At 65.4% G+C, this 22,465-nt stretch carries 20 protein-coding genes; 6 read left to right on the top strand and 14 right to left on the bottom strand.

Annotated features, from left to right (window positions below):
- Positions 1–1,053 precede the first annotated feature (1,053 nt).
- On the top strand, positions 1,054–1,989 hold the full coding sequence (locus K7711_RS41045) for an NADP-dependent oxidoreductase (RefSeq protein ID WP_222977455.1): 936 nt from the start codon (positions 1,054–1,056) through the stop codon (positions 1,987–1,989).
- Positions 1,990–2,228: 239 nt separating this feature from the next.
- On the opposite strand, the gene K7711_RS41040 is transcribed toward K7711_RS41045, so the two are convergent.
- Both K7711_RS41040 and K7711_RS41035 read right to left on the bottom strand, forming a co-directional pair.
- Positions 2,229–3,389: a low temperature requirement protein A gene (locus K7711_RS41040; RefSeq protein WP_222977453.1), complete on the bottom strand. Its 1,161-nt coding sequence runs from the start codon at positions 3,387–3,389 to the stop codon at positions 2,229–2,231.
- Between the two features lie 196 nt (positions 3,390–3,585).
- Positions 3,586–4,473, bottom strand: coding sequence for an aldo/keto reductase (locus tag K7711_RS41035; RefSeq protein WP_222977451.1), 888 nt, complete (start codon positions 4,471–4,473; stop codon positions 3,586–3,588).
- 501 nt (positions 4,474–4,974) lie between these two features.
- Between K7711_RS41035 and K7711_RS41030 the strand changes: the two genes are divergently transcribed.
- The 3 genes from K7711_RS41030 to K7711_RS41020 are packed head-to-tail and all read left to right on the top strand — an operon-like array spanning position 4,975 to position 7,938.
- Positions 4,975–5,610 carry a nuclear transport factor 2 family protein gene (locus K7711_RS41030; RefSeq protein WP_235748594.1) on the top strand — a complete coding sequence of 212 codons (636 nt, stop codon included), beginning with the start codon at positions 4,975–4,977 and terminating at the stop codon, positions 5,608–5,610.
- On the top strand, positions 5,607–6,791 hold the full coding sequence (locus K7711_RS41025; RefSeq protein ID WP_222977447.1) for a phosphotransferase family protein: 1,185 nt from the start codon (positions 5,607–5,609) through the stop codon (positions 6,789–6,791). Before K7711_RS41030 ends, K7711_RS41025 begins: the two co-directional genes overlap by 4 nt.
- A 13-nt stretch (positions 6,792–6,804) precedes the next feature.
- Positions 6,805–7,938, top strand: coding sequence for an Rv3169 family protein (locus K7711_RS41020; protein ID WP_222977440.1), 1,134 nt, complete (start codon positions 6,805–6,807; stop codon positions 7,936–7,938).
- Between the two features lie 116 nt (positions 7,939–8,054).
- Here K7711_RS41020 and K7711_RS41015 read toward each other — a convergent pair whose 3' ends face one another.
- The 5 genes from K7711_RS41015 to K7711_RS40995 form a co-directional block, all read right to left on the bottom strand.
- Entirely contained in the window at positions 8,055–9,077 is a 1,023-nt protein-coding gene (locus K7711_RS41015; protein WP_222977439.1) for a zinc-dependent alcohol dehydrogenase family protein, read from the bottom strand.
- A 78-nt stretch (positions 9,078–9,155) separates the two neighbouring features.
- On the bottom strand, positions 9,156–9,923 hold the full coding sequence (locus K7711_RS41010; protein WP_222977438.1) for an SDR family NAD(P)-dependent oxidoreductase: 768 nt from the start codon (positions 9,921–9,923) through the stop codon (positions 9,156–9,158).
- A 38-nt stretch (positions 9,924–9,961) separates the two neighbouring features.
- Positions 9,962–10,291 (bottom strand): carboxymuconolactone decarboxylase family protein, encoded by a 330-nt coding sequence (locus tag K7711_RS41005; protein WP_222977433.1) that lies wholly within the window; start codon positions 10,289–10,291, stop codon positions 9,962–9,964.
- Positions 10,292–10,300: 9 nt separating this feature from the next.
- On the bottom strand, positions 10,301–10,708 hold the full coding sequence (locus K7711_RS41000; RefSeq protein ID WP_222977431.1) for a DUF2255 family protein: 408 nt from the start codon (positions 10,706–10,708) through the stop codon (positions 10,301–10,303).
- Positions 10,705–12,054: an MFS transporter gene (locus K7711_RS40995; protein ID WP_222977423.1), complete on the bottom strand. Its 1,350-nt coding sequence runs from the start codon at positions 12,052–12,054 to the stop codon at positions 10,705–10,707. The genes K7711_RS41000 and K7711_RS40995 overlap by 4 nt, the downstream gene beginning before the upstream one ends.
- A 154-nt stretch (positions 12,055–12,208) precedes the next feature.
- Here K7711_RS40995 and K7711_RS40990 point away from each other — a divergent pair, with 154 nt between their 5' ends.
- Together K7711_RS40990 and K7711_RS40985 are read left to right on the top strand one after the other, a co-directional pair.
- Positions 12,209–13,087: a helix-turn-helix transcriptional regulator gene (locus tag K7711_RS40990; RefSeq protein ID WP_222977421.1), complete on the top strand. Its 879-nt coding sequence runs from the start codon at positions 12,209–12,211 to the stop codon at positions 13,085–13,087.
- A gap of 45 nt (positions 13,088–13,132) precedes the next feature.
- Positions 13,133–13,543: a (R)-mandelonitrile lyase gene (locus tag K7711_RS40985; protein ID WP_222977419.1), complete on the top strand. Its 411-nt coding sequence runs from the start codon at positions 13,133–13,135 to the stop codon at positions 13,541–13,543.
- Between the two features lie 329 nt (positions 13,544–13,872).
- On the opposite strand, the gene K7711_RS40980 is transcribed toward K7711_RS40985, so the two are convergent.
- The 7 genes from K7711_RS40980 to K7711_RS40950 form a co-directional block, all read right to left on the bottom strand.
- Entirely contained in the window at positions 13,873–14,697 is an 825-nt protein-coding gene (locus K7711_RS40980) for a mycofactocin-coupled SDR family oxidoreductase (protein ID WP_222977417.1), read from the bottom strand.
- A 275-nt stretch (positions 14,698–14,972) separates the two neighbouring features.
- Positions 14,973–16,166 carry a thiolase family protein gene (locus tag K7711_RS40975; protein WP_222977415.1) on the bottom strand — a complete coding sequence of 398 codons (1,194 nt, stop codon included), beginning with the start codon at positions 16,164–16,166 and terminating at the stop codon, positions 14,973–14,975.
- Positions 16,163–16,537, bottom strand: a complete 375-nt coding sequence (locus K7711_RS40970) for a Zn-ribbon domain-containing OB-fold protein (RefSeq protein WP_222977413.1) — start codon at positions 16,535–16,537, stop codon at positions 16,163–16,165. Before K7711_RS40970 ends, K7711_RS40975 begins: the two co-directional genes overlap by 4 nt.
- An 81-nt stretch (positions 16,538–16,618) precedes the next feature.
- Positions 16,619–17,776, bottom strand: a complete 1,158-nt coding sequence (locus K7711_RS40965) for an acyl-CoA dehydrogenase family protein (protein ID WP_222977411.1) — start codon at positions 17,774–17,776, stop codon at positions 16,619–16,621.
- Positions 17,773–18,990: an acyl-CoA dehydrogenase family protein gene (locus K7711_RS40960; protein WP_308015180.1), complete on the bottom strand. Its 1,218-nt coding sequence runs from the start codon at positions 18,988–18,990 to the stop codon at positions 17,773–17,775. Before K7711_RS40960 ends, K7711_RS40965 begins: the two co-directional genes overlap by 4 nt.
- A 116-nt stretch (positions 18,991–19,106) precedes the next feature.
- Entirely contained in the window at positions 19,107–20,645 is a 1,539-nt protein-coding gene (locus K7711_RS40955; RefSeq protein ID WP_222977406.1) for an AMP-binding protein, read from the bottom strand.
- A 148-nt stretch (positions 20,646–20,793) separates the two neighbouring features.
- Entirely contained in the window at positions 20,794–22,335 is a 1,542-nt protein-coding gene (locus K7711_RS40950; RefSeq protein ID WP_222977404.1) for a class I adenylate-forming enzyme family protein, read from the bottom strand.
- Positions 22,336–22,465: the final 130 nt, after the last annotated feature.

The following is a 22,465-nucleotide window of genomic DNA, read 5'->3' as shown; positions in this document are numbered from 1 at the left end:
GACGCCCCTCCGACGGTCAGGCCTCGGATGCACTGCGCTGTGCAGGTCGCTGGGGGACTTGTCACCCCCTGGGCTTGGAGGCGTGATGCCATGGCGACACCGTTGAGGGCCGGGCCGCTTGGCGTCGGAGCGGTGGGTGCAGACCATCGACAAGTGGATCGGACACCACGTAGATCCGCGTAGGCCAACTGGGTGCTGGAGCGACGGCGCGGCGATGTTGAGCTTGTCCGGCGGGTTCAGGCGCAGTATTGAGCACGGGTGTTCGATCTCGACAACGGCCATGCAGACAATCCTCTCTGCGTGATAGGGGGGAGCCCTTTTGCACAGGATCGCGCTAGTGACCAGCTCGCAGCGAGATAACCTGTTCTTTATTTGGCAAATTATATAACGCATTAGGGGTGGTTGAGCACGCCGAGAGGGCACGATGGCCGCCGTCTCGATCGGCGCGGCCGTGCCGGAGGAGTACGGTGCTGACCGCGTCGGTAGGTCCGTAACGTGGTCGCCTGGCTCGCAGCGGGGCAGCGCCGCCCCGGGCGACCTCGACATCCTGATCGTGTTCGATCCGGATCATCCGGCTGGCGTGACTGTTGAAGGTCACGGCCGTATACCCAGCTCACCCGCTCCGGCGACTGGGCGCCCATCGCGGCGAGTTACCAATCGTCGAGAGTGGCCCGATCCGGTTGACGGTCGACCAGTTGCCCGGCGACCGGAACCCGAAACCGCGGGAGAGACCGGTCGCCGACCCTGCCCGGCTCACCCCGGGGCCGTCCGAAAGGCTCCAGGAATCGGCACATTGCGCCGCATCCGGCAGTCGGAAAACCCTGTGCCCCGGCGGAGCTGGACCGAGGGTTAAATCACAAGCTGAGAACTGCGTACCTTACATCGCGGCGGTTACGCCGAAGAAACGTATGCGGTTGCTGTGTGGGGGGAGAGTTCTTCCCTGGAAGCTCGCCTCCCCAGATGCCACTCTCCTTATCGCGGCATGTCACACGCGGCAAGGTCGCGAATGCCCCATCGACACACACCCTACGAGAGTCCAGAGGTAGCTTGCCCATGAAAGCTGTAGGAGTGACCGAGTTCGGCGGCCCTGAAGTGCTGCGCGTCCTGGAGCTTCCGATTCCGGCCGCAGGGCCGAGCGAGATTCGCATTCGGGTGCATGCGGCTGCGGTCAACCCGATCGACACCTTGGTGCGACAGGGGATCGCGTTCGTGTCCGACGCCGAGCCACCCTATGTTCCGGGGATGGAGGCGGCCGGCGTCGTCGACCAGGTCGGCGAAGGAGTCGACACCGATCTCGAGGTGGGCGATCGTGCCATGGCCATCGCGGTGATTTCCGGAACGCACGGAGCCTACGCGGAGTACCTCGTCGTCCCGGCAGAGTCGGTGGTGCGCGCTCCGGTCGGCCTGACCGATGTCGAGGCAGCCGCCCTGCCGATGACCGGTCTGACCGCCCGGATGGCACTGGATCTGCTGGACCTCCCGGCCGGTGCCACGATCGCGGTCACAGGGGCGGCTGGCGCGGTCGGCGGCTTCGTCGTCCAACTGGCCAAGGCGAACGGGTTCCGTGTGATCGCCGACGCCGCGGCCAAAGATGAGCAGACTGTGAAGGACCTGGGCGGGGACGTTGTCTTGCCTCGCGGTGAAGAGTTCGTGGAACTCGTGCTCAGGGAGGTACCCGGCGGTGTGGACGGACTGGTCGACACCGCCGGCATCGCCGAATTCGTCTCCCGCGCGGTACGCGATGGCGGTCGGGTGGCGTCGTCGGTCAAAGGCGTCCAGGTGCCCAGCGATCGCGGCATCGTGAGCCGAAACACCTTCGTCCCGCAGTACGCACGTGAACACGGCAAGCTCGACGGCCTCCGGCAACTGGCCGAGGAAGGCCGGATCACTCCGCGCGTCGCGCGAACGCTACCGGCTGACCAGGCTGCCGAAGCCCATCGGCTGCGGGAAGCAGGCGGCATTCCGGGACGCGTGGTGCTCACCTTCTGAGTAGCTCGTTCCTGAGGCTGCGCGTAAGGGAACAGACTCGGCGCTTCGCCTGAGATGTAGGGGCAAGCCCCGTGTCTGTCCCCCGGTCCGGGGGGCAGAACTTGCGATCGGTGCTGCCCACAATGGTCCGGACAGCGGCACCATCTTCGGCGGCGGTTTCAACGCCGCTGCACCCTGAACTCCACCGCTTGCGGGTTCGCCGCAAGACCACAGTGCCCTGCAGGGATCTTGTGCGCGGGTCACCGAGTTTCCGTTCGGCTGGAACGGTGGATGATCACCAGGTTGAGGGCAAGGATCAGCGCGACCACTACACCCATGGCCAACACCGCCAAGGGCACGCTCGCCGGCGCCAGTAGCGCGGCCGCCAGCACCAGCAGCACCCCGACCAGGACGGAGGCGAAGATCTGCCCAGGCACCCGAGAGATCTGCCGACGCAACCAGCCACTGAGCAACAAGTAGCAGGCCACCGGGACAGCCACCGCGAAACCGGTGTCCGGCGACGACAAGGTACTCGTGTGTGTCACCGAATCGGTGGCCGCGGACAGTCCCGCACCCACGGCAGCCACAGCGGCGAAGATCCCGTAGTGCACGTAGCCCCACAGGAGCGACAGGCCTGGCGACGCCCGCAGTGATTCGGTCGCCTCGTGCGCAAAATACGACCACCACAACGCGAAAATCAGCAACAGTCCACCGAAAGCCAACACCAGCAGCGCGGGAGACAGACCATGATCCGTGATCGCAGATTGCACTGCGATCGTCTCCGACGCCACCGCCTCGCCCAGCACAATGAGCGTAAAACACCCGTAGCGATCGCGGATATGCCCGGGATGCCAGGACGTCGCATTGCCTCTGAACTGCGCCCAGACCGGGACGGCCAGCTCACCGATCACCAGCACCACAAGAAAAACCCAGCTCCACGGTGCGGGCAGGAACAGCCGCAGAAGCCAGCAGATCTGCAACACGCTGATACCGACGGCATAGCGGAGCGCGGCCGGCCGGCCGGCCGGATCGGCCTGGGCGGCGCGCAGCCACTGCCCGATCATGGCGACTCGTATCACCAGGTAGCCAACCGCGACGGCGCGAAAGTCATAGCGCTGGAAGGCGGCCGGCACCCCGGCGGACAGCACCAACACACCCGCGATCTGCACGAGGGTGAGTAGCCGGTAAGGCACGTCGTCGGTGTCATATGCCGAGGCGAACCAGACGAAATTCACCCACGCCCACCAGATGACGAAGAACACCATGGCATAGCCCAACAGCCCCGCCCCGATGTGACCACCTTCCAGGCTGTGATGCAGTTGGGCACCCGTCTGCGCGACCGCGACCACGAAACATAGATCGAACAACAACTCCAGCGGCGTGGACGCGCGATAGGGCTCTCCGGGATCCCGGCCGGACATCCGGCGTATCACGGCGAGAGAGATCATGAGCGACTCCGTAGTGGGTCGCTGCTGGTTAGGGGGTCGGTGCGTTGGGCTTCCGGTGCCTGGCCGAACTGGGTGGATCCGAGCGAACCGCAGCCGGACTGTCCCGGCTTCCGATCACCGAGGCAAGCCGTATTCGAGCGTCCAGTACGGACGCGTGTGGACGGGGCCGTCATTCTTCCGGGATGGCCAACTCGATGCTGGTCGGGTCGATGGTGTCGGGGTCCGGGCCACCGCGCACCCCGGTGTCGAGGCCATCGATGCGGGCGAGCTCGCTCGCGGTGAGTTCGAAGTTGAAGACGTCGAAGTTCTCGGCGATGCGTGCGGGGTTAGTGGACTTCGGGATGGCCGAGCGGCCTTCCTGAAGGTGCCAGCGCAACATGATCTGAGCCGGGGTCTTTCCATGATCCCGTGTGATCTCCCGCAAAGTCGGGTCGTCCATGACGCTCTTGCGGTCCTCGCCCCAACCGGGATAGAACGTGATCCCGCCGATCGGTGACCATGCCTGAGTGAGAATATTGTGCTGGGCGTCGGCGTGCTGGACGGCGGGCTGGGTGAAGTACGGGTGCAGCTCGATCTGGTTCACCGCCGGCACCACCTCGGCATGTTCGAGCAGCGCAGCCAGTTGGGCGGGCATGAAGTTGCTGACGCCGATCGACCGCACTTTGCCCTCTGCCAGCAGAGTTTCCAGCGCCTGGTAGGCCGCCACGGTCGCCCCGAAGTGCATCGGCACAGGCTGATGCAGGATCAGCAGGTCGATCTGCTCGACGCCGAGTTTTCCTGCAGCTTTGTCGAAGGCGTGCAGCGTCTCGTCACGTCCGTAGTCGCTGACCCAGACCTTCGTCTCGATGAACACCTCCGTCCGGTCCACACCCGATCGACGGATACCCTCGCCAACCCCCCGCTCGTTCTGGTAGGCGGCAGCGGTATCGATGTGCCGGTAGCCGATCTTCAACGCCTCCTCGACGGCGGCGGCGGTTTCTTCGGGCGGTGATTGAAATACGCCGAAGCCCAAGGCGGGCATGACGACACCGTTGTTCAGCTCGAGCGAGACAGTCATGCTGTCAAGTTAGGAAGCACGGAGACGATCAGGGAGGGCGAGTTTGTCCCCCCTTGATACGACGGTTGTATTTCGTTGTCTCATAGTCGGTTCCGTTGATGGTGTAGCTGGTGTGCGGGTGCTCGATGGCTTCGGCACCAGTTGCAGGCGGCGAGGGAGTGCGGGGGAGTGTGCGAGCTGGTGCACCTCGTCGCGCACGCCGCCCGCACCCCACATCGCCTTGTGCAGCAACCGCGGGATCCCGCTCGGTATGTCGGATTTACCCGCGCCTTCGGCGAGTTCAGCCGTTCTCCTCCGCCAGCGGCGCCGCGCCCCCCGCACACAGATCCGGGCTCGCAACCGCGGCTCAGCACGATGAAACGGGCTCGCCACCCACGCGAACAACTCCTCCGGCTCAGCCGACCACGCAGCCAGAGCCTCAACCACCACGAAACCACATGCTGCTCAACAACATCACGAAGTGATGCTGAAGGCGGAAATATATTCAAATAGTTGAACTCTATGAGGTGCGAGTGGGTATGGTACTGCTGCATCCGCGAAGAAGCGGACACGCGGTTCTACGTGAGGCGGATGATGACGCGGTTCGGAATTCCACGGCGGTCGAGTAGGCCACCGGAAAGCACGATGATCGCCGAACTTTACGACCGGCAGCACATCCACGACGCCGTGATGAGGTACTGCCGCGGTGTAGATCGATGTGATGCCGAGGTCCTGGAATACGGCTTCCACGCGGGGGCGACGGACAATCATACCGGCGATGCGATTCCGGTGGCGGAGGCGAACCCGTCGTTCCTGGCGACGCTCGAGCAGGCTTTCATCGCCACCCAGCACAATATTTGCAATGAATACGTCGAGATCGACGGGGATACGGCGCGGAGCGAGTCGTACTTCGTGGCGTGCCAGCGGGTTGGCCACGGCGGCCAGGAGTACGACTGGTTCCTCGGCGGGAGATATCTCGATACGTTGCGACGCGATGGGGCGCTGGGCTGGCGGGTCGATGCACGGCGGGTCGCCTACGACTGGGAACGCGTGGAGCCCAGGCGCCCGGCGCCTGAGGGGTTCCCCTTCCAGATTCCTGATACCGGCCTCCGCGGAACCCGTGGAACCGCCGACCCCTCCTACTCCTGGGACGTATGACGCCCCGGATCTCGTCGGCTCAGAGCGCAAACGCGCGATCTTACTGGCCGACATGCGTCACACGGCGCTGGATGAAAAGGAGACATGCGATGTCGGAACCCTCGGTCACGACAGTCCCACAGCTGCGGGACGACGCCACCGTGACGGCCGTTCTATCCGACTGGCTGACTGCGCGCGATCCTCGAGGTTCCCGGGTGGAGGTTGTCGCGCTGCGCCGTCCGAAGGGCTCGGGAGCGTCGAACGAAACCTTGCTCGTGCGGGCCCTGACCTCGGCGCAGGGAGCCGAGCCGGTGGACTTGGTCCTCCGCATCGCGCCGACCACCATGCAGCTCGTCCTCGAACCCCGCTTCGCCGAGCAGTACCAGGTACTCGACACCTTGGGCCGGAACACGGACATCCCGGTACCCAAGATGCTGGGTTACGAGGCCGACACCTCCTTGTTCGGTGCGCCGTTCTGGGTGATGAGTCACGTCCCGGGCCGGGCGCCTGCGGATTTCCCGCCATACAGCCAGGAAGGCTGGTTGCACGACGCCACCCCCGAGCAGCGGCACCGTGTCTGGCGCAGCGGCGTCGAAGCTCTCGGCGCGCTCGCCGCCGTTCCGGCCGGACTTTTCGACTTCCTCGACGACCCCGCTCGCGGGGATGGCGGCCTGCGCCAAAGCCTGCAGTACTGGCGGGACGCGCTGGACTGGGCGAGCACTCCGGTGAACAACCCTGTGCTCGAGCAGGTCTACGAGTGGCTGGTAGCCCATTTCCCGCAGGCGCCGATCACAGGCCTGTCGTGGGGCGATGCGCGAATCGGGAACCTGCTGTTCGATGGCGGCCGCTGTACCGCAGTGCTGGACTGGGAACTGCTCTCGCTGGGCGGCCCACTCGTGGACCTCGCCTACTGGCTCATGTTCGACGAGATGCTCACTGCGGGCCTTGGTCTGACCCGCCTCGACGGCTTCGGCACGAGGGAGGAAACTCTCGATCTGTGGCAGGAAACTACGGGAATCGAACTGTCCGAGCTTACCTGGTATGAGATTTTCGGCTGGTTCCGGCTTGCATCGGTCATGATGCGCGGCGACCAGATGCGCCGTGCCGACGGTCGCCCTGTGCCGGGCCCGGGCGAGTTCGGCTGTCTCAGCGACGTCGCGGATGGCCTCGCGCGACGTCTTGATTTGTCCACTACTTCCTGAAGGGAAAAGCGGCATGCTGTCGCCGTTCGACGACTATCCAGTGCACCAGACGCTCGAGCCGCTCCGGCGGCCGGGCACAACCGACCGCAACTACTACGACCGTTACTACTTCAATGTGCACACCCCCAGCAGCTCGGGCCCGTTCCTCGCCATGGGATTCGGCGTGTACCCCAACCGCGGCGTGGTCGACGGATACATCGCCGTGCTCGCAGACGGAACCCACTACGTCACCCGGGCCAGCCGGACCCTCGATGCGGACCGCGCGCGGATGGAGGTCGGACCGCTGCGCATCGAGGTCATCGAAGGCCTGCGCCGACTGCGCGTGGTCTGCGAGCCGAGCAGCGGAGATATTGCTGCCGACCTCGTGTGGAACAGCACGATACCGGCGCATCTGGAGCCCCGGCACACGCTGGAGCGAGGCAGCCGGACGATCATGGATATGTGCCGGTTCACCCAGACCGGCACGTGGGAAGGCACGCTCGTGGTCGACGGGCACACCTACGAGGTAGACCCGCAGACCTATCTGGGCATGCGGGACCACTCCTGGGGCGTTCGCCCGCTCGGCGAGCCCGAGAGCGGCGGCATCGACAGTTCCGTCCCACCATTGGGCGGCTATTGGAGTTCGGCTGCTATTCGGCTCGCCGATCGCACCATCCTGTTCAGCGCACAGGAGGACATCCGCGGCGTGCGGAGCTACGGGGGCACGGTCGCTGTCTATACGGACCCGTCTGTTCCTGACGAGGACCTGGGCCAGGGCGAGCACGCCTGGACCTTCGTGCCCGGGACCCGGCAGCTGTCCGGGGGTACCCTGACCTTTCCGGATTCGGCCGGAAAAGTCAGTCGGATCGTGGTCGAGCCACTGCTACCCTTCGTGCTCAGCCTCGGCACCGGCTACGGCGGCGAGGCGGTGCCGCAGCCCGGGCTGGTGTCGTGGCGACACGGCATGTACCTCGGCGAACTGAGTGTGGAGACACCCAAGTGGGTCATGGCCGAGATTCCTCCGGAGGCGCTGTTCAATTCGACCATCGAAAACGTGTGCCGGTTCACCACCAACACCGGTGAGGTCGGCTACGGCACAGTGAACCTCGTTATCGCCGGGGCCAACGAGCGCTACGGCTTCACCGGGTTTACCGACGGTGCGGTCTGAAGCCGGTATCGCCTCGTCGGGCGGTCTGCTTCCTTGTCTGACCAGGGAACTTTCGAGGGGCGTCACCAACCGGACGGGTCTTCGGCACCACGCTTGGCTCGACGGCTGGGTGGTTGTCAGGGCTGGAGAAGGGTTTTGATGGCGCGTCGTTGGTCCATGGCGGCGTAGCCCTCGGCCGCTTGGTCGAGAGGGAGGGTGAGGTCGAAGACTTTGCCGGGGTCGATCTCGCCGCGGGTGATGCGGTCGATGAGGTCGGGCAGGAATCGGCGTACGGGTGCGGGTCCGCCGTGGAGGTGGGTGTGGCTGTAGAACAGCTCCGAGCCGGGGAGCGAAACCCCGTGTGCGACACCGACGTAGCCGATATGGCCGCCGGCGCGGGTGGAGCGGATGGCTTGCATCATCGATTCCTGGGTGCCGACGGCTTCGATCACCGAGTGCGCGCCGAGCCCGCTGGTTAGTTCCTTGATCTGTTCGACACCGTCGTCGCCACGTTCGGTGACGATATCGGTGGCGCCGAACTCGAGTGCGAGTTTCTGGCGGGCCTCGTGGCGGGAGAAGATGATGATGCGTTCCGCGCCGAGTTGACGGGCGGCCATGACCGCGAGCAGCCCGACCGCGCCGTCACCGACCACCGCGATGGTTTTGCCGGGTGTGACGTCCGCGGCGACCGCGCCGAACCATCCTGTGCCGAGCACGTCGGAGGCCGCCAGCAGGCTGGGCAGCATCGCGGGGTCGGGGGTTTCCGGCGTGGCGACCAGGGTGCCGTCGGCGAGCGGGACACGCAGGTATTGGGCTTGGGCGCCGTTCGCGCCGACGTATTCACGGTGTACGCAGCTGGTTTGGTAGCCCGCCCGGCAGATCTCGCAGGTGTTGTCGGAGGCGAAGAACGATCCGATGACAGTCTGGCCGGGTGTGATGCCGGTAACTTCGGAGCCGACTTCCTCGACGACGCCGACGTACTCATGCCCCATCGGAGTCGGCCGTTCCACAGGGTTGATGCCGCGGTAGTCCCATAGGTCCGACCCACATACGCAGGTGGCGGACATGCGAATGATCGCATCGGTAGGTTGTTCGAGCGCCGGGTCGTCGCGGTCTTCGTACCGGACGTCGCCGGGTGCGTGCAGGACAGCGCCGTACATGATGTTGTGCTCCTTCAGGTGAGGTCGTGAGCTGTGAGGGTTGGGAGAGCGGCTCGGTGCACGCCCGCCGTGAGCTGGTCAGCGGGCGGTGTAGCCGCCGTCCACGGGCAGTGCAACACCGACGACGAAGCTGGCCCCAGGGCTGCACAGCCACAGGACGGCGGCGGCCATCTCTTCGGGACGCCCGAGCCGGGCGATCGGTTGGTCGGCGGTGGCCTGGTCGCGGTCCAGGTCGCCGGATTCGATCATCTGGGTGACCATCGGTGTCTCGATTGTGCCCGGACAGATCGCGTTGATGCGGATACCGCGGGGGGCGTATTCCAATGCGGCGCTGCGAGTCAGTCCGATCACGCCGTGTTTGGACGCGTGATAGGCGGCCCGACCAGGCAGTCCGACCAGTCCGCCCAGTGACGAGCAGTTGACGATAGTGCCCGAACCCTGCACACGCATCTGGGCGAGTTCGTGTTTCATGCTGGCCCAGATGCCGCGCAGGTTGATCGCGTTGACGCGGTCGAAGACCTCTGCAGGCTCGTCGGCGGCATCGGTCGTCGGGGATTGGATGCCTGCGTTGTTGTAGGCCAGGTCGAGACTGCCGAACGTCTGCACGGTTTTCGTGACTGCGTCGGCGATCTGGTCCTCGTCAGCGACGTCGCAGCGCACCGCCAGCACGCGGTGACCGGTGTCGGACAGCTCACGCTCGGCGGCCTGCAATTCCTCTGCATTGATGTCGGCCAAGGTCACCGCGGCGCCGGCCTCGGCGAAGGCACGCGCTGTCGCCAAACCCATGCCTGAACCGGCGCCGGTGACGAATGCGACGCTTCCGGTGAAGTCGTATATCGGATTCACCGTGACTTGCCTCCTTTTGGTCGAAGAATTCTTCGGTGTCAGTCGCCGAAGACTTGCTTGGCGACGGTCATCGCGCTCATACCGTTGGGCCAGCCGGTGTAGAAGGCCAGTTGGGTGATCGCTTCTTTCAGCTCGGTTTCGGTGACGCCGTTGCGGCGGGCGAAGTCGAGGTGGAAGGTGAGCTGATCGGTCTTGCCCATCGCGGTGAGCGCCGCGACGGTGATGAGGCTGCGATCACGCTTGGACAGGCCCTCGCGTTCCCACACCTCGTCGAACAGGACCTTGTCGGTGTAATGGACCAGGCCGGGCGCGAAGTCGCCGAACGCGCGCTGCCCGCCGGTCCAGCCGGTGTTCTGCTCTCGAGTCATTGCTGCTTCCTAATCGGTTGGTAGGGAAAGGGTTTCGGGCTGTGGGTCGAGCTGCAGGGTTGCGGTGACCGCTGCGTCGGCGAGCATCGGGCGCAGGTACCTGTCGCCGTAGCGGGGGTATTTGGTGCGGTAGGCGGTATCGATTGCCGCGCGCACGCTGGGGCTGGGTTGGACGAAATGGACGTCCCGATCGATGCCATCGGTGCGAATGCGGCCGTCGGGTTGCTCGAGGGCGTGTCGGTACCAGGCGCCGTCGGTGCCCCGGTAGGAGCGCACGTACAGGTTGCCACCAGCGGCGACGATCCAGATCGGGACGAACGCTCGCAGCGTCCCGTCGCTACGGCGGGTACTGATCCGGATTTCTTCGGTGCCGCCCCAGTGGTCGAGATCTCCTGTCGTCCATCTGGTTTCGGTCATGCATTCTCCTTGGTCGAGGGCAGGAACAGGGCCAGGACCGTGGTGGCGGCCAAGACCACCGCGGCGATGAGCAGGCTGGTGTGCACGCCGCGGACGAAGCTGTCGGGGTGCGCGAGCAGTCCGCCGAACACGGCTACCGCCAGGGCGCCGCCGACCTGGCGGCTGGTGTTGAACACTCCGGCCGCTACCCCGGCCTGATGCGCGGGCACGGAATCGAGGAGGGCCGCTGTCGCCGGTGGCGCCACGCTCGGCCCGCCGAGCCCAACCAGCATCATCAACCCTGCCAGCACCCACACCGGGATCGATGCCGGAGCCAGGCCGATGGCGGCTAGACCGAGGGCCATCAGTGTCAGACCGGCGATGATGATCGGTTTGCGGGGGAATCTGGCCGAGAACGGAGTCAATACGGCGCCGATGACCATCATGGGAACGAACACCAGTCCGGTTTGCAACGCGGTGAGCCCGCGGTGCTGTTGCAGGAACAGGCTGATCACGAATGGCAGCCCGTAGTAGCCGACCATGAAGGCGAACCCGGTGATCACGGTAATCACGACCGTCCGGGAGGCGAACAACCCCTGCGGCAGCATTGGATTCGCCACCCGGTGGTGGGAGAGGACGAAGCCGACCGCCGCGACGGCGGCCAGCGCGAACGCTACGATTACCGTCGCCGAACCGAATCCGGTGGAACCGGCCTGGATCGTTGCGAAGGTCAGCGCCGCCATTGCCACCACGCCGGTGGCCTGTCCGATCGGATCGAACGAGACAGCCCGTCGCGGGCTGGGCTGGGTGCGGGCGGTGAGCCACAACGCCACCGCACCGACAGGCAGATTCAGGAAAAAGATCAGCCGCCAATCGACCATGGTGAGCACGCCGCCCATCACCGGGCCCGCCGAGGAGGCCACCGCCCCGCCCATCGCCCACAGCGCGACTGCCCGCGATCGCGCCGAAGGATCGGGGAATGCTTGGCGGATGAGCGACATCGAGGCGGGCATGATCGCTGCGGCCGCCGCTCCTTGCGCGAAGCGGGCAGCCACCAGCAGCGGCAAGCTCGGGGCGAGACCACACCCGACCGAGGCCAGGACAAATACCACCAGGCCGGTCCCGAACGAACGCCGTGCACCGGCGCGGTCGCTCCACGATCCTGCCGTCAGCAGCAATGTGGCAAACATTAGCGTGTAGCCGTCGACAACCCACTGCAGCCCGACCAGACCTCCGCCCAGATCAGTGCGGATCGAGGGCAGCGTCACGTTCACCACAACCGCGTCCAGGGTGACGACGAAGAACCCGAGCACTGCGGCTGCCAGCGCCGAACCGGCATGGCGATCAGCGGATCCGGGACCGGCCACGGTGTTCGGCTCCGAGGCTGTCCTCGGGCGGGCACGGAGAGGGGAAACGTTCACGGCTCCAGGAAACCCCGGCTCACGCCTCGGTGACAGGTCGCGTTATGGGGGGTAGTAACTCGACCTCCCATAACGCCGTACTCCCCGTACGGTTGAGGTCGTGGATAACCGAGCTGAGATCAGAGACTTCCTGGCAACCCGCCGGGCCAAGCTCACCCCAGAGCAGGTCGGGTTGCCCGCTGGAGGTCGTCGCCGTGTGCCCGGGCTGCGGCGCGAGGAAGTCGCGGTTCTGGCCGGAGTCAGCACCGACTGGTATATACGCCTGGAAAAGGGCCACATCAGCGGGGTGTCCGACGACGTCCTGGATGCCGTTGCCCGCGCGTTGCAGCTCACCGATGCCGAACGCGAGCACCTGTTCAACCTCGCCCGCACCGCCAAACCCGCCCGCACGCCCCGCCGCCGCGCCAAAGCTCAGATCCCGGCCAGCGTGCAACGTGTCCTCGATTCGATGACCGGCACTGCCGCGTTCGTGCGCAACGGCCGCCTGGACATCCTCGCGAGCAACCAGCTCGGCCGCGCCCTCTACGCCCCCGTGCTCGACAACCCCGACCACCGCGGCAACATCGCGCGCTTCGACTTCCTCGACCCCCGCGCCGGGGACTACTACCCCGACTTCGATGGCGCCCTGGCGGTTGCGGTCGCATTGCTGCGTGCCGAAGCTGGCCGCAACCCTGACGATCCGGATCTCACCGCGCTGGTCGGCGAGTTGGCCACCCACAGCGAATCCTTCCGCACCCGCTGGGCCGCCCACGACGTTCGCATCCACCGCGGCGGGGTCAAGACCTTCCACCATCCAGTCGTTGGCTATATCGAACTGGCCTACGACTCGATGGAACTCGTCGCCGCGCCCGGCCTGGTCCTGACCGCCTACACCGCCGAGCCCGCCACACCATCGGCCGACGCCCTCGCCCTGCTGGCCACCTGGGCCGCCACCGAACACCAAGCCACCGAGAAGACCACCCACGAGCAGCCGAACTGAATCAAACCGTAGTGCTGCGATCGAACTCGACAAGGAGAGTCGTACATGGAACTGACCGCCCCCGCCTCCACCGCCAAGGGCCCCGAGACCCTCTTCACCGGTGATGTCTACATCAACCCCATCAAAAAACTCGCCGAGCCGTCCCGGCTGGTTGCCAGCATCGTGCGCTTCACCCCTGGTGCCCGCACCCACTGGCACTCCCACGCCCTCGGTCAAACCCTGCACTGCACCGACGGTTCCGGGCTCGTGGTCAACCGCGACGGCACCGTCATCCGCCTCACCTCCGGCGACACCGTGTGGACCCCACCCGGCGAAGAACACTGGCACGGCGCCGGCATCGACTGCATGATGAGCCACATCGCCATGCTCGAAGGCACCGACACCGGTGATGGCACCACCTGGCTCGAACCCGTCACCGACGAGCAATACCAGCACGCAAACCGGGCAATAGGGTAACTGCAGTCGAGCCTAGGCCCTTCATGACGGACCCGGCCCGATAGCGTTCGTGCCGGGAATCCGTGTAGCACCGCGGCGGCGGTGTCGGCGGTCGGGCCTGGTCGGGCGTCGCGGGCGAGGAGTTGCCGCAGTAAGGCGTGGGGCTGGTTGATAATGCGAGTCCGGTTGGCGGACGGGTTGTTTCGCCGTTCATCCAGCATCCGCAACGTATCGGTGTAGAAACCGCCCGCGCGTCAACCAGGGGCTTCGTGCTGGGATCAACGGGAAGATCGAACCCGAACTGCTTTTGAGCTGCGGTTTGCCCTGTGACTGGAAAGGATCGGGCCTCACTACATCAGCTGGTTGCCGGCGCCGATCTGCAGGGCCGCACCAGTGATGAACCGCCCCTCGTCGCCGGCAAGGTAGACAACCGTGTCGGCGACGTCCTCAGGTTCTTGCATCCCATCCGGCAGGGCGGTGGCGGTGACCTGGTTGAACAGCCAGATTTCGTGGTCGTCGACACCGCTTGCGCGGAGCCGTTCCGGGTCGGGCGCCCGACCCATGTCGGTGCGGACCCCGTTCGGGTGAATCGTATTGACCCGGATGTTGTGGCGGGCGACCTCGACCGCCAATGTCCGGCACAGGCCGACGACACCGTGCTTGGCCGCGCCGTATCCGCCGGACTGCGGATATCCGCGGTAGCCGGCTGCTGAGCTGGTGATGATGATCGAACCGCCGTTACCACACGAGATCATGTGTGGCACAGATGCTTTCACCGTCTTCCATACGCCATTGAGGTTGACGTCGATGCAAATGTTCCATTGTTCCTCCGTGAGCTCCCACATGCGCCCGCCGGACATCGTGCCCGCGTTGGCAACGACGACGTCGAGTCGTCCAAAGCGTGCGACACCCTCGTCGACCACCTTCTGCACGGCTGGATAATCGCGAACGTCGGCACGTCCGACAACGATCCGGCGCCCCGTTCTCTCGACGAGGTGCCGAGTTTCTTCGAGTTGCTCGGGTGTTGCGGGTCGGGGATGGCCTCCTGGGAGCGGTCCCGCGATATCGAGCGCGATGATGTCGGCGCCTTCTTCGGCCAGCCGGACGCAGTGTGCGCGTCCCTGGCCGCGGGCGGCGCCCGTGATGAATGCGACCCTGCCGTCCAGACGTCCCATTGTCGATATGCCTTCCTGCAGGTGCGCTACAGCACCCGCCATCCAGTGAGTAGCGAATATTGTCCTTACGAGTGGAAGACTGGCGAGCTATCTCGGATTACGCTGCGGCACAGTGCTACTCGGGATACCACTGCTCCGCTCGGATGTTTGCCAGCTGACGGATCATGGATCTCCCGATCCTGGTCGCTGCTATGGCACGTAGTGACGCGTTGGGTTGATAGATATAACTAATTCTAGCCGCTCATCTCTTTGGCACCGTGATGTTCGTCAGCGCCTCATACGGTCAGCGGCGCCTCGCGGCGCAGCACGGCTGCCTGTGCGTTGAAGAAGAAGCCGCCGGGAGTGAGCAGGGCCGAGGCCGCTCCGTCGACTTGCCTGCTTCCAGCGTCGCCACGCAACTGCACGACGGCCTCTCGAACGTGCCCTGAGCCTTGGGAACCGCCCTCGGACAGACTGCCGCCGTGCGGATTCACCGGTACCCGCCCGCGCAGCAAAATTCGACCTTGTTTTCTGTCCCAGTTCTCCCGGAGAAAATCACCCGCCTCGCCGTCCGCGCAGAATCCGTAGGACTCGAAGGCTCGCAGGGTGATGATCGAGAAGCCGTCGTAGGGGAGGAAGACGTCCACATCGTCGATCCACAGATCGCTGCGCGCACGCAGGGCCGCCGCGGTCACCTGCTGTCCGGTCTTCCGCAGGTCGGCTGTCAGATGTTCCTCGGGGTGCGCGGTCATTCCCATTGCCAGCGCGTGCACCAGTACCGGGACGGTCGGCAGGTCCGCCGCCACCTCCGCTGAGGTGAGAACGAAGGCGTCCGCACCGTCGATCGGGACGTCCATGTCGTAGAGGCAGAGCGGCTCCCGGATCATCCGCGCGGACAAATAGTCCTCGCGGCTCATCGGGGTGCGCATAACCGCGCCGGGATTGTCCGCGGCATTGCGGCGGTTGTTGAGCGGGATCAAGGACAGGTCTTCACGGGTGCGGCCGAATTCGGCGAGATACCGGGCCGCCCACGCGGCATAGCCGGTGGACCCGAACATTCCCCATGGTTCGGCATCGGTGTGCCCATCGCCGGTCGCCGCGCGGCCATCGGGGAGTCCCAGCGCTGCGCGCGCACGGAATGGGGCGGGTGAGAGCCGGTACATCGAGTGGTAGACCACCACTGCTCGGCAAGTGCCCGCCGCCACCGCGTGTACGGCGCTCATCAGCCCGTTCACGATCGGCGGTCGACAGGGGGCCCAAAATGTGACCTGCGGCAGCCCTAGGGCCGAGACCACAGTCGCCGGATCGACACCACCCGTGATGACGCCGCCGCCGACGACACCGTCGATCGCCTCCCGAGGCAGCCCGGAGTCCCGGATTGCCTCAACAACGGCATCGGTGACCATCGCCAGTTCGGTCGTATCCCGATCGCGCGCGTACGGTGAGCGGCCGATTCCGCTGATTGCGACCGTGTCCTTGAGCGTGGTCATTGCACCACCGCCCGGAAAGCGGGCCACGGCGCACCGTCGCGTTCGATCCATGCCAGCTCGACCGCTTGACCGATCCGCTGGTGCTCGATCGGTGTGTCCACCAGCGTTGCCGCAACGCGCAGTCCGGGTTGCTCGGCGAGTTCGATCGCGGCCAGTGGCCACGGCGGTGAGTACGGAACGCCCGGCGGTCCCTGATGGAGCAGGGTGAGCACATGAATGTGGCCGTGCCCGCTCACCTCCTTTGGCGCGACGGTGGCTGACCAGCAGGACGGGCAGCGCGAGCGCAGCGGCGTGTGCCAAACTCCGCATTCCTCACAGTGACCTGCGAGCAGTCGGTGTTCGAGCAGCCCGGCATAGTAGGGGGTGTTCACCTGGTCGAGCCGAATCCTCGGGTACGCCTCGAACACAGCACCGGGTTCCGACTCGCCGGCTTCTGCAGCGGTATGCATATTTCAGACCCCCATCCGCTCGAGAAGCCTGTGGTGCGTCGCGGTCGGACCACCGAGAAGGTTCTGCGCGGCACGGGCGCGACGGAAGTATAGATGCGCCGGGTGTTCCCAGGTGAAGCCGATACCGCCGTGGACCTGGATCGTCTCCGCGGCGATATGTCCGAATGCTTCCGAGGCGGTGATATAGGCCGCGACCGCCGCCGATGAGGAATCCTCCCAGTCCGCGGCGACCGCAGCGCACGCCGCCTCGGTGGCCGCGTCCGCCAATTCCGCCCGCACGAGCATGTCGGCGAGTTTGTGTTTGATCGCCTGGAACGAGCCGATCGGCCGGCCGAATTGGATTCGTTCCTTGGCGTAGGTCACCGACATGTCCAGGCATCGGCGCATACCGCCGACCTGCTCGGCGGCCAGCGCAAGCCCGCCGAGATCGACGACGCGCCTGAGGCTTTCGGCGGCCGTGCCCGCAGTTCCGATGAGGACCGCGGGCGTGTCCACCATGAGCACCTCGCCGAGCGGCCGGGTGCCGTCCAGAGTTTCGAGGCCACGAACCGTCAGCCCGGCGGCGCCCCGCTCAACGGCATACAGACTGGGCCCCTCGGGCGCTTGCGCTGCCACCAGGAGAAGATTCGCTGCGCGAGCGTGGGGGACGAACGACTTGGTTCCACTGATTCGCCAGCGTCCTCCGACGTCGGGCATCGCGGTGGTGCCACAAGAGTCGGGATCCCATATACCTGCCTCCTCGGCAAGCGCGAGTGTCGCGATCGTGGTGCCACCTCCGATCCCGGGAAGATAGCGGGCACACGCCTCTTCGTCGCCCGAGAGGAGCAGCGACTGCGCTGCGAACACGACGGAGGAGACGAACGGTGAGCACAGCAAGGCGGCGCCCATCTCCTCCAGGACCACGCGCAGTTCCGGGAAGCCGAAGCCGTCGCCGCCGAAGCGGTCGGGGATGGCAAGTTGCAGCAGACCGAGCTGATCGGCCATCCGGGACCACACCTGAGGGTCGTAACCGAGCCTGTCAGGATCCTCCGCGATCTTACGGACCGCTTCCTCCCCGGAGTTGTCGGCGAGGAAATCGCGCACCATGGCGCGCAGGTCGGCAAGTTCGTCGGCCCCTGCGGTGTTGGCGCCGGCGTAGTCGTTCGTTGCGTCAACAGTCATCGGGCGCCCTCCTTCGGCAGGCCCAGCACTCGCTCGGCCAGGATGTTCTTCATGATTTCTTCGGTGCCGCCGAGGATTCGCAGTGCCGGTGCGCCGAGCAGCAGATCCGTCCACGCGAAGGTGCCCCACTCGCCGGTGTCGGCGATGATCCTGGGCCCGAGGGCATCGGCGGCGAACTGCGATCCGCGGATCAGGTTTCGAGCGAGTGCGAGTTTGGAGATCGATCCCTCGGGGCCCGGCGCGCTACCCGCGCGGAGATTGCGGGCAGCACGTTCGTTGAGCGATTTGGCCGCGTACAAGCTCGCGAGCAGCGATGCGAGATCCCGACGCAGTGCCGTGTCGTCACTCCGTGAGACGCTTTGTAACAGCGCGGTGAGCCGCTCGGCGGTGAGCGCTGCGGCCGCCGCGCCGCCACTTTCTCCGCCGACTGTCGCCCGTTCATTCATCAGTGTGGTGAGGGCAACCTTCCAGCCCTCACCGACGGCGCCGAGTCGCTGCGTGTCGGGAATTCTGACGTCGGTCAGGAAGACCTCGTTGAATTCGGCGCCGCCCGTCATCTGACGGAGCGGGCGGATCTCCACGCCTGGGGTGTCGAGATCCAGTAGGAAGGCAGTGATGCCACGGTGTTTGGGTGCGTCCGGGTCGGTGCGGCACAGCAGTTCACCCACCTGGGCATGCTGGGCAACCGAGGTCCATACCTTCTGCCCGTTGATCACCCAGTCGTCGCCGTCGCGAACTGCGCGAGTGGTGACGCCCGCCAGATCGGATCCAGCGGCCGGTTCGCTGAACAGTTGGCAGGCGATGATCTCCCCGGAATACATCGGCCGCAGGTAGCGCTCACGCTGTTCCACCGTGCCGTGAGCAAGGATGGTGGGCCCGATCATGCCGAGCCCGATGACATCCAGTACACCGGTGTCGGGCACGTCGTACTCGACCTCGAGCGCGTCGTACGCCAGGCTGTGGACCTGGCCCAGGCCGCGCCCGCCGAACGCGACGGGACCGGTGATCCAGCCGAAGCCGTTCTCGTACCGCGTGCGCTGCCAGCCTCGAGCAGTCTCGACCGCCGCTGCCTCTTCCTCGGCCGGAAGGGTGCTGAAATAGTTGACTCGATCGCTGCCCTTCCCCCAGTGGAATTCCTCGGTGCTGCGCCGCCGGGCATGGGCGTCGAGGAATTTCCGTGCCTCGCGAGTGAAGTCGGTAAGGTCGGTCGCCACGGCGATCCTCCGTTCTGTCGGGCCGGGATTGTCACCAGCCGATGGTCTGCATCCGATCCGTGATCGGGTTGATCGGCCGCACCAGGGGGCTCGGTGTGGACAGTGCGGCATCTCGGCTACGCACGTGTGACATCCCCGCCGGGATATCCGCCGCCGCCGTACTTCTGGTCCAGCGCCGCGTAATCCTTGCGATCGCCGTCCCGCGGGATTTCGTTCACGAAAACGACGGATTTGGGCTTCTTGTACGAGGCGATGCGTTGTTTGCAGTGCGTGATCAGTTCGTCCTCGGTCACCGTGGAACCCGACTTCACCGCGACGACGGCCACCACCGATTGCACGAAGCGCTCATCGGGGACGCCGATCAGGGCGGCTTCACGCACGGCCGGATGAGCTTCCAGACAGACCTCGACCTCTTTGGGAAAGATGTTCTCGGCGGCGGATTTGATCATCCGAGTGCTGGTGCCGACGAACTCGATGCTGCCGTCCGCTTCACGCCGTCCCAGATCCGTAGTGCGCCACCAGCCGTCGCGCATACGGCGCGCGTTGGTTTCGGGACGGTTCCAGTAGCCGGCGTGCACGATCTCGCCGCCGATCGCGATCTCGCCGATCTCGCCGACTCCCCGCTCGTTCCAATCTTCATCGACAATCCGGACGCGTGCGAACGGACCGGGCCGACCGGCATTGCCCGCGCCCTGCCCGCCGTGGGCGTTGAGGATCGCCAACCCGGTGACTTCGGTCTGGCCGAAGCCGCCCGGCAGCTTCTCCCAGAGCGCCTGCTCGGTACTGACCAGCCCGTCACCCCAGATGGCGCCGTTGGTGCCGGCCTTCAGGCTTGTCAGATCGTGGCGTGCCGGATCGAAATTTTCCTTCATCTGAAGGATCGTCGGCGGCATGAGGAACGCGGCGGTGACCTTCTCGCGGGACACGATGTCGAGCAGTTCGTTCGCGTCGGCACGGCGGACAAACACATTCGTCGCCCCCTGGACGAATGCCGCCATTGCCTCCCACTGGAAGTTGCCGATGTGAAACAGCGGTCCGGAGTTGAGGAATACCGAGCTGCTCGTGGTGGAGTTGAGGTACGAGGATTCGGCTCCCATACAGACGAGATTGTGTTGGGTGATCATCGAGCCGTTGGGGCGCCCGTCGATCGCGGCGGTGTAGATAACCAGCAACGGCAGGTCGGCGTCGACCGTGCTCCACACATCAGCCACCGGCTGGGCGGCGAGAACAGTGTCGATGCTGTCCGCGCCCGGAACGTCATGCTGCCACCACGTCGCGCCGCCGTCGGTAATCCCCCGTGCCGCGCGAACGGTCGCGCCGATCTCCTCGTCCTGCCATACCACTACGGTCGGTGAGAAGTCATCGATCACGAATGCCATCTCGTGTGGTGACATTCGCCAGTTCACCGGGCACACCATTGCGCCGAGTTTCGCGCAGGCGCCGAGCAGTTCGAACACCCGCGCGGAGGTCTGGCCCAGCCACAGGACGCGGTGGCCGGTCGCCACGCCCCGGTCCGCGAGGGCGTGCGCAAGCCGGTTCACCCGATCGTCGAACTCCGGCCAGGTCAGCCGGAGATCACCATCGACGATCGCCGTCTTGTCCGGGAAGCTGCGACGGTGCTCGCGGATGACATCACCGATTGCGACGCGCTGCATGGGACCTCCTGAGGTTACGCTCAATGTAACAGAAAAATCAGTTCTATAATTATGCGACATGCATGTATGTTGAGCCAAGCGGGGTGTATCAGGGCGAACCGCATGCGGCTGCGTGTGTGGAGAATCGCGGGCTCGGCGACGAGATATCTCAGCCGTGCTTCTCGAGCAATGAGGTGAGCCGCACTTTCTGCACTTTTCCTGACGGCGTCAGTGGAAACTCGTCGACCATGTGCCATGACCGAGGCACCTTGAACCCGGCCAGGCGCTCGTGAGCGAAATTCTCGAGCTCCACAGGATCCGGCGGGCCGGCTACCGGTCGGATGAATGCGACCGGCACCTCTCCCCACTTCTGATCCGGCGCGGCGATGACCGCGGCCTCGGCGACCATCGGGTGCTGCACGAGAACCGCCTCTACTTCGGCGGGATATATGTTCTCTCCACCCCGGATGATCAGGTCGCGGAGTCGGCCGCGCAACGTGACGACGCCGTCGGCGTCCATATCCGCGAGGTCGCCGGTGTGCAGCCAACCTTCCTCGTCCACCGCGGCCGAGCGTTGTGTTTCGTCTTCGTGCCAGTACCTGGTCATGGTGAGTCTGCCCCGCAAGCACAGTTCCCCAGTCTCACCGGGCGCCAGGGGCTTTCGGCTACCGACCTCGGTGATCCGGATGTCGCGGAACGGGTTGACTCGGCCGATGGTTCCGGCCTTGACCCACGCGGGGTCGCCTGCGTTCGTCTGAAGTGCTGAAGGTGCTTCGGACTGTCCGTACCCGTTGAGGATCTCGACCCCGAACGTCTGCTCCGTCTGGGCGATCAGTTCTGGCGCAACGTCTGAACCGCCGAGCATCATCCACTTCAGGCAGGGGAGATCGGGCGAGTCGCCACAGACCTCCAGCATCGATACGAACATCGTTGGTACGCCGCCGAAGTAGGTGACTCCCGCACGGCGAATCAGGGCGAGGGTGGCGTCGGCATCGAAACCCTCCGGCATCACGAAGGCGGACCCGCGTAACAGAGCGGCAGAACTGGTGCAGATCGAACCGCCCACGTGATGAAACGGGAGAGGGGAGCAAACGATGTCATCCTCGTCGAGTCCGAGTGACAGGTGTGACAACGGACCAGCATTGGCACCGATAAGGTGGGTGAGCACTGCCCCCTTCGGGGGTCCCGTCGTCCCGGAGGTGTACTGGATCCGCAGCACGGCCTCGGGCGATACATCGGGTAGCACGGTCGGCGCGATACGGTCCCCCCGCGTGACCGCCTCGATGGGCAACACGGTCGTGCCTGGCGTCATGTCGAGCGCCCTGGCTGACGCGAGTAGGTTGCGTCCGCGCCATGCCGGGCCGACGAGAATCACCCGGGTGCCGGCGTCGGTCACGATGTGTGCCGCTTCAGCCCCGGTAAGTGCCGGATTCATCGGTACCAGCACCATGCCCGCCAAAGCTGCGCCGTACTCGGCCAGGATCCAATCGACGGAGTTGCCTGACCAGAGCGCCACCCGGTCCCCGGTGCCGGCCAATCGTTGCAGACGGGCGGCGGTCGACTCGACGAGATCGAGCATGGTGGCGAAATCCAGACGGTGTAGCTCTCCGTCCCGTTCCCAGAGCAATGCTGTGGCATCGCCGCGTCGGCGTGCGGTTTCGGAGAACCGGGCGCCGACCGAGCATTCGACCAGCTCGGTAACCGCTTCCACTCGATGGTCTCGATTGCGAGGAGTACTGCCAGTCACTTATATTAGTTAACTATATGAGACCAACATCGTCCAGTTCAGCGACAAGTCCGAGCGTATTACGGCCGACACGGCAAATTGAGCTAACTAGTAG

The organism is Nocardia coffeae (assembly GCF_019890715.1).
Taxonomy (GTDB): Bacteria; Actinomycetota; Actinomycetes; order Mycobacteriales; family Mycobacteriaceae; genus Nocardia; species Nocardia jiangxiensis.
Note: the sequence above shows the minus strand (reverse complement) of the source record. Positions and strands in the feature narration are given on the sequence as shown.

Excerpts from the sequence above, each read along its gene's own strand:
- K7711_RS40975 (WP_222977415.1), bottom strand. The coding sequence starts at position 16,166 with ATGACCACGCTCAAGGACACGGTCGCAATCAGCGGAATCGGCCGCTCA.
- K7711_RS41035 (WP_222977451.1), bottom strand. The coding sequence starts at position 4,473 with ATGACTGTCTCGCTCGAGCTGAACAACGGTGTCGTCATGCCCGCCTTG.
- K7711_RS41015 (WP_222977439.1), bottom strand. The coding sequence starts at position 9,077 with ATGTACGGCGCTGTCCTGCACGCACCCGGCGACGTCCGGTACGAAGAC.
- K7711_RS40985 (WP_222977419.1), top strand. The coding sequence starts at position 13,133 with ATGGAACTGACCGCCCCCGCCTCCACCGCCAAGGGCCCCGAGACCCTC.
- K7711_RS41040 (WP_222977453.1), bottom strand. The coding sequence starts at position 3,389 with ATGTCCGGCCGGGATCCCGGAGAGCCCTATCGCGCGTCCACGCCGCTG.
- K7711_RS40980 (WP_222977417.1), bottom strand. The coding sequence starts at position 14,697 with ATGGGACGTCTGGACGGCAGGGTCGCATTCATCACGGGCGCCGCCCGC.
- K7711_RS41045 (WP_222977455.1), top strand. The coding sequence starts at position 1,054 with ATGAAAGCTGTAGGAGTGACCGAGTTCGGCGGCCCTGAAGTGCTGCGC.
- K7711_RS41025 (WP_222977447.1), top strand. The coding sequence starts at position 5,607 with ATGACGCCCCGGATCTCGTCGGCTCAGAGCGCAAACGCGCGATCTTAC.
- K7711_RS41000 (WP_222977431.1), bottom strand. The coding sequence starts at position 10,708 with ATGACCGAAACCAGATGGACGACAGGAGATCTCGACCACTGGGGCGGC.
- K7711_RS40965 (WP_222977411.1), bottom strand. The coding sequence starts at position 17,776 with ATGACTGTTGACGCAACGAACGACTACGCCGGCGCCAACACCGCAGGG.
- K7711_RS41005 (WP_222977433.1), bottom strand. The coding sequence starts at position 10,291 with ATGACTCGAGAGCAGAACACCGGCTGGACCGGCGGGCAGCGCGCGTTC.
- K7711_RS40955 (WP_222977406.1), bottom strand. The coding sequence starts at position 20,645 with ATGCAGCGCGTCGCAATCGGTGATGTCATCCGCGAGCACCGTCGCAGC.
- K7711_RS41020 (WP_222977440.1), top strand. The coding sequence starts at position 6,805 with ATGCTGTCGCCGTTCGACGACTATCCAGTGCACCAGACGCTCGAGCCG.
- K7711_RS41030 (WP_235748594.1), top strand. The coding sequence starts at position 4,975 with ATGAGGTGCGAGTGGGTATGGTACTGCTGCATCCGCGAAGAAGCGGAC.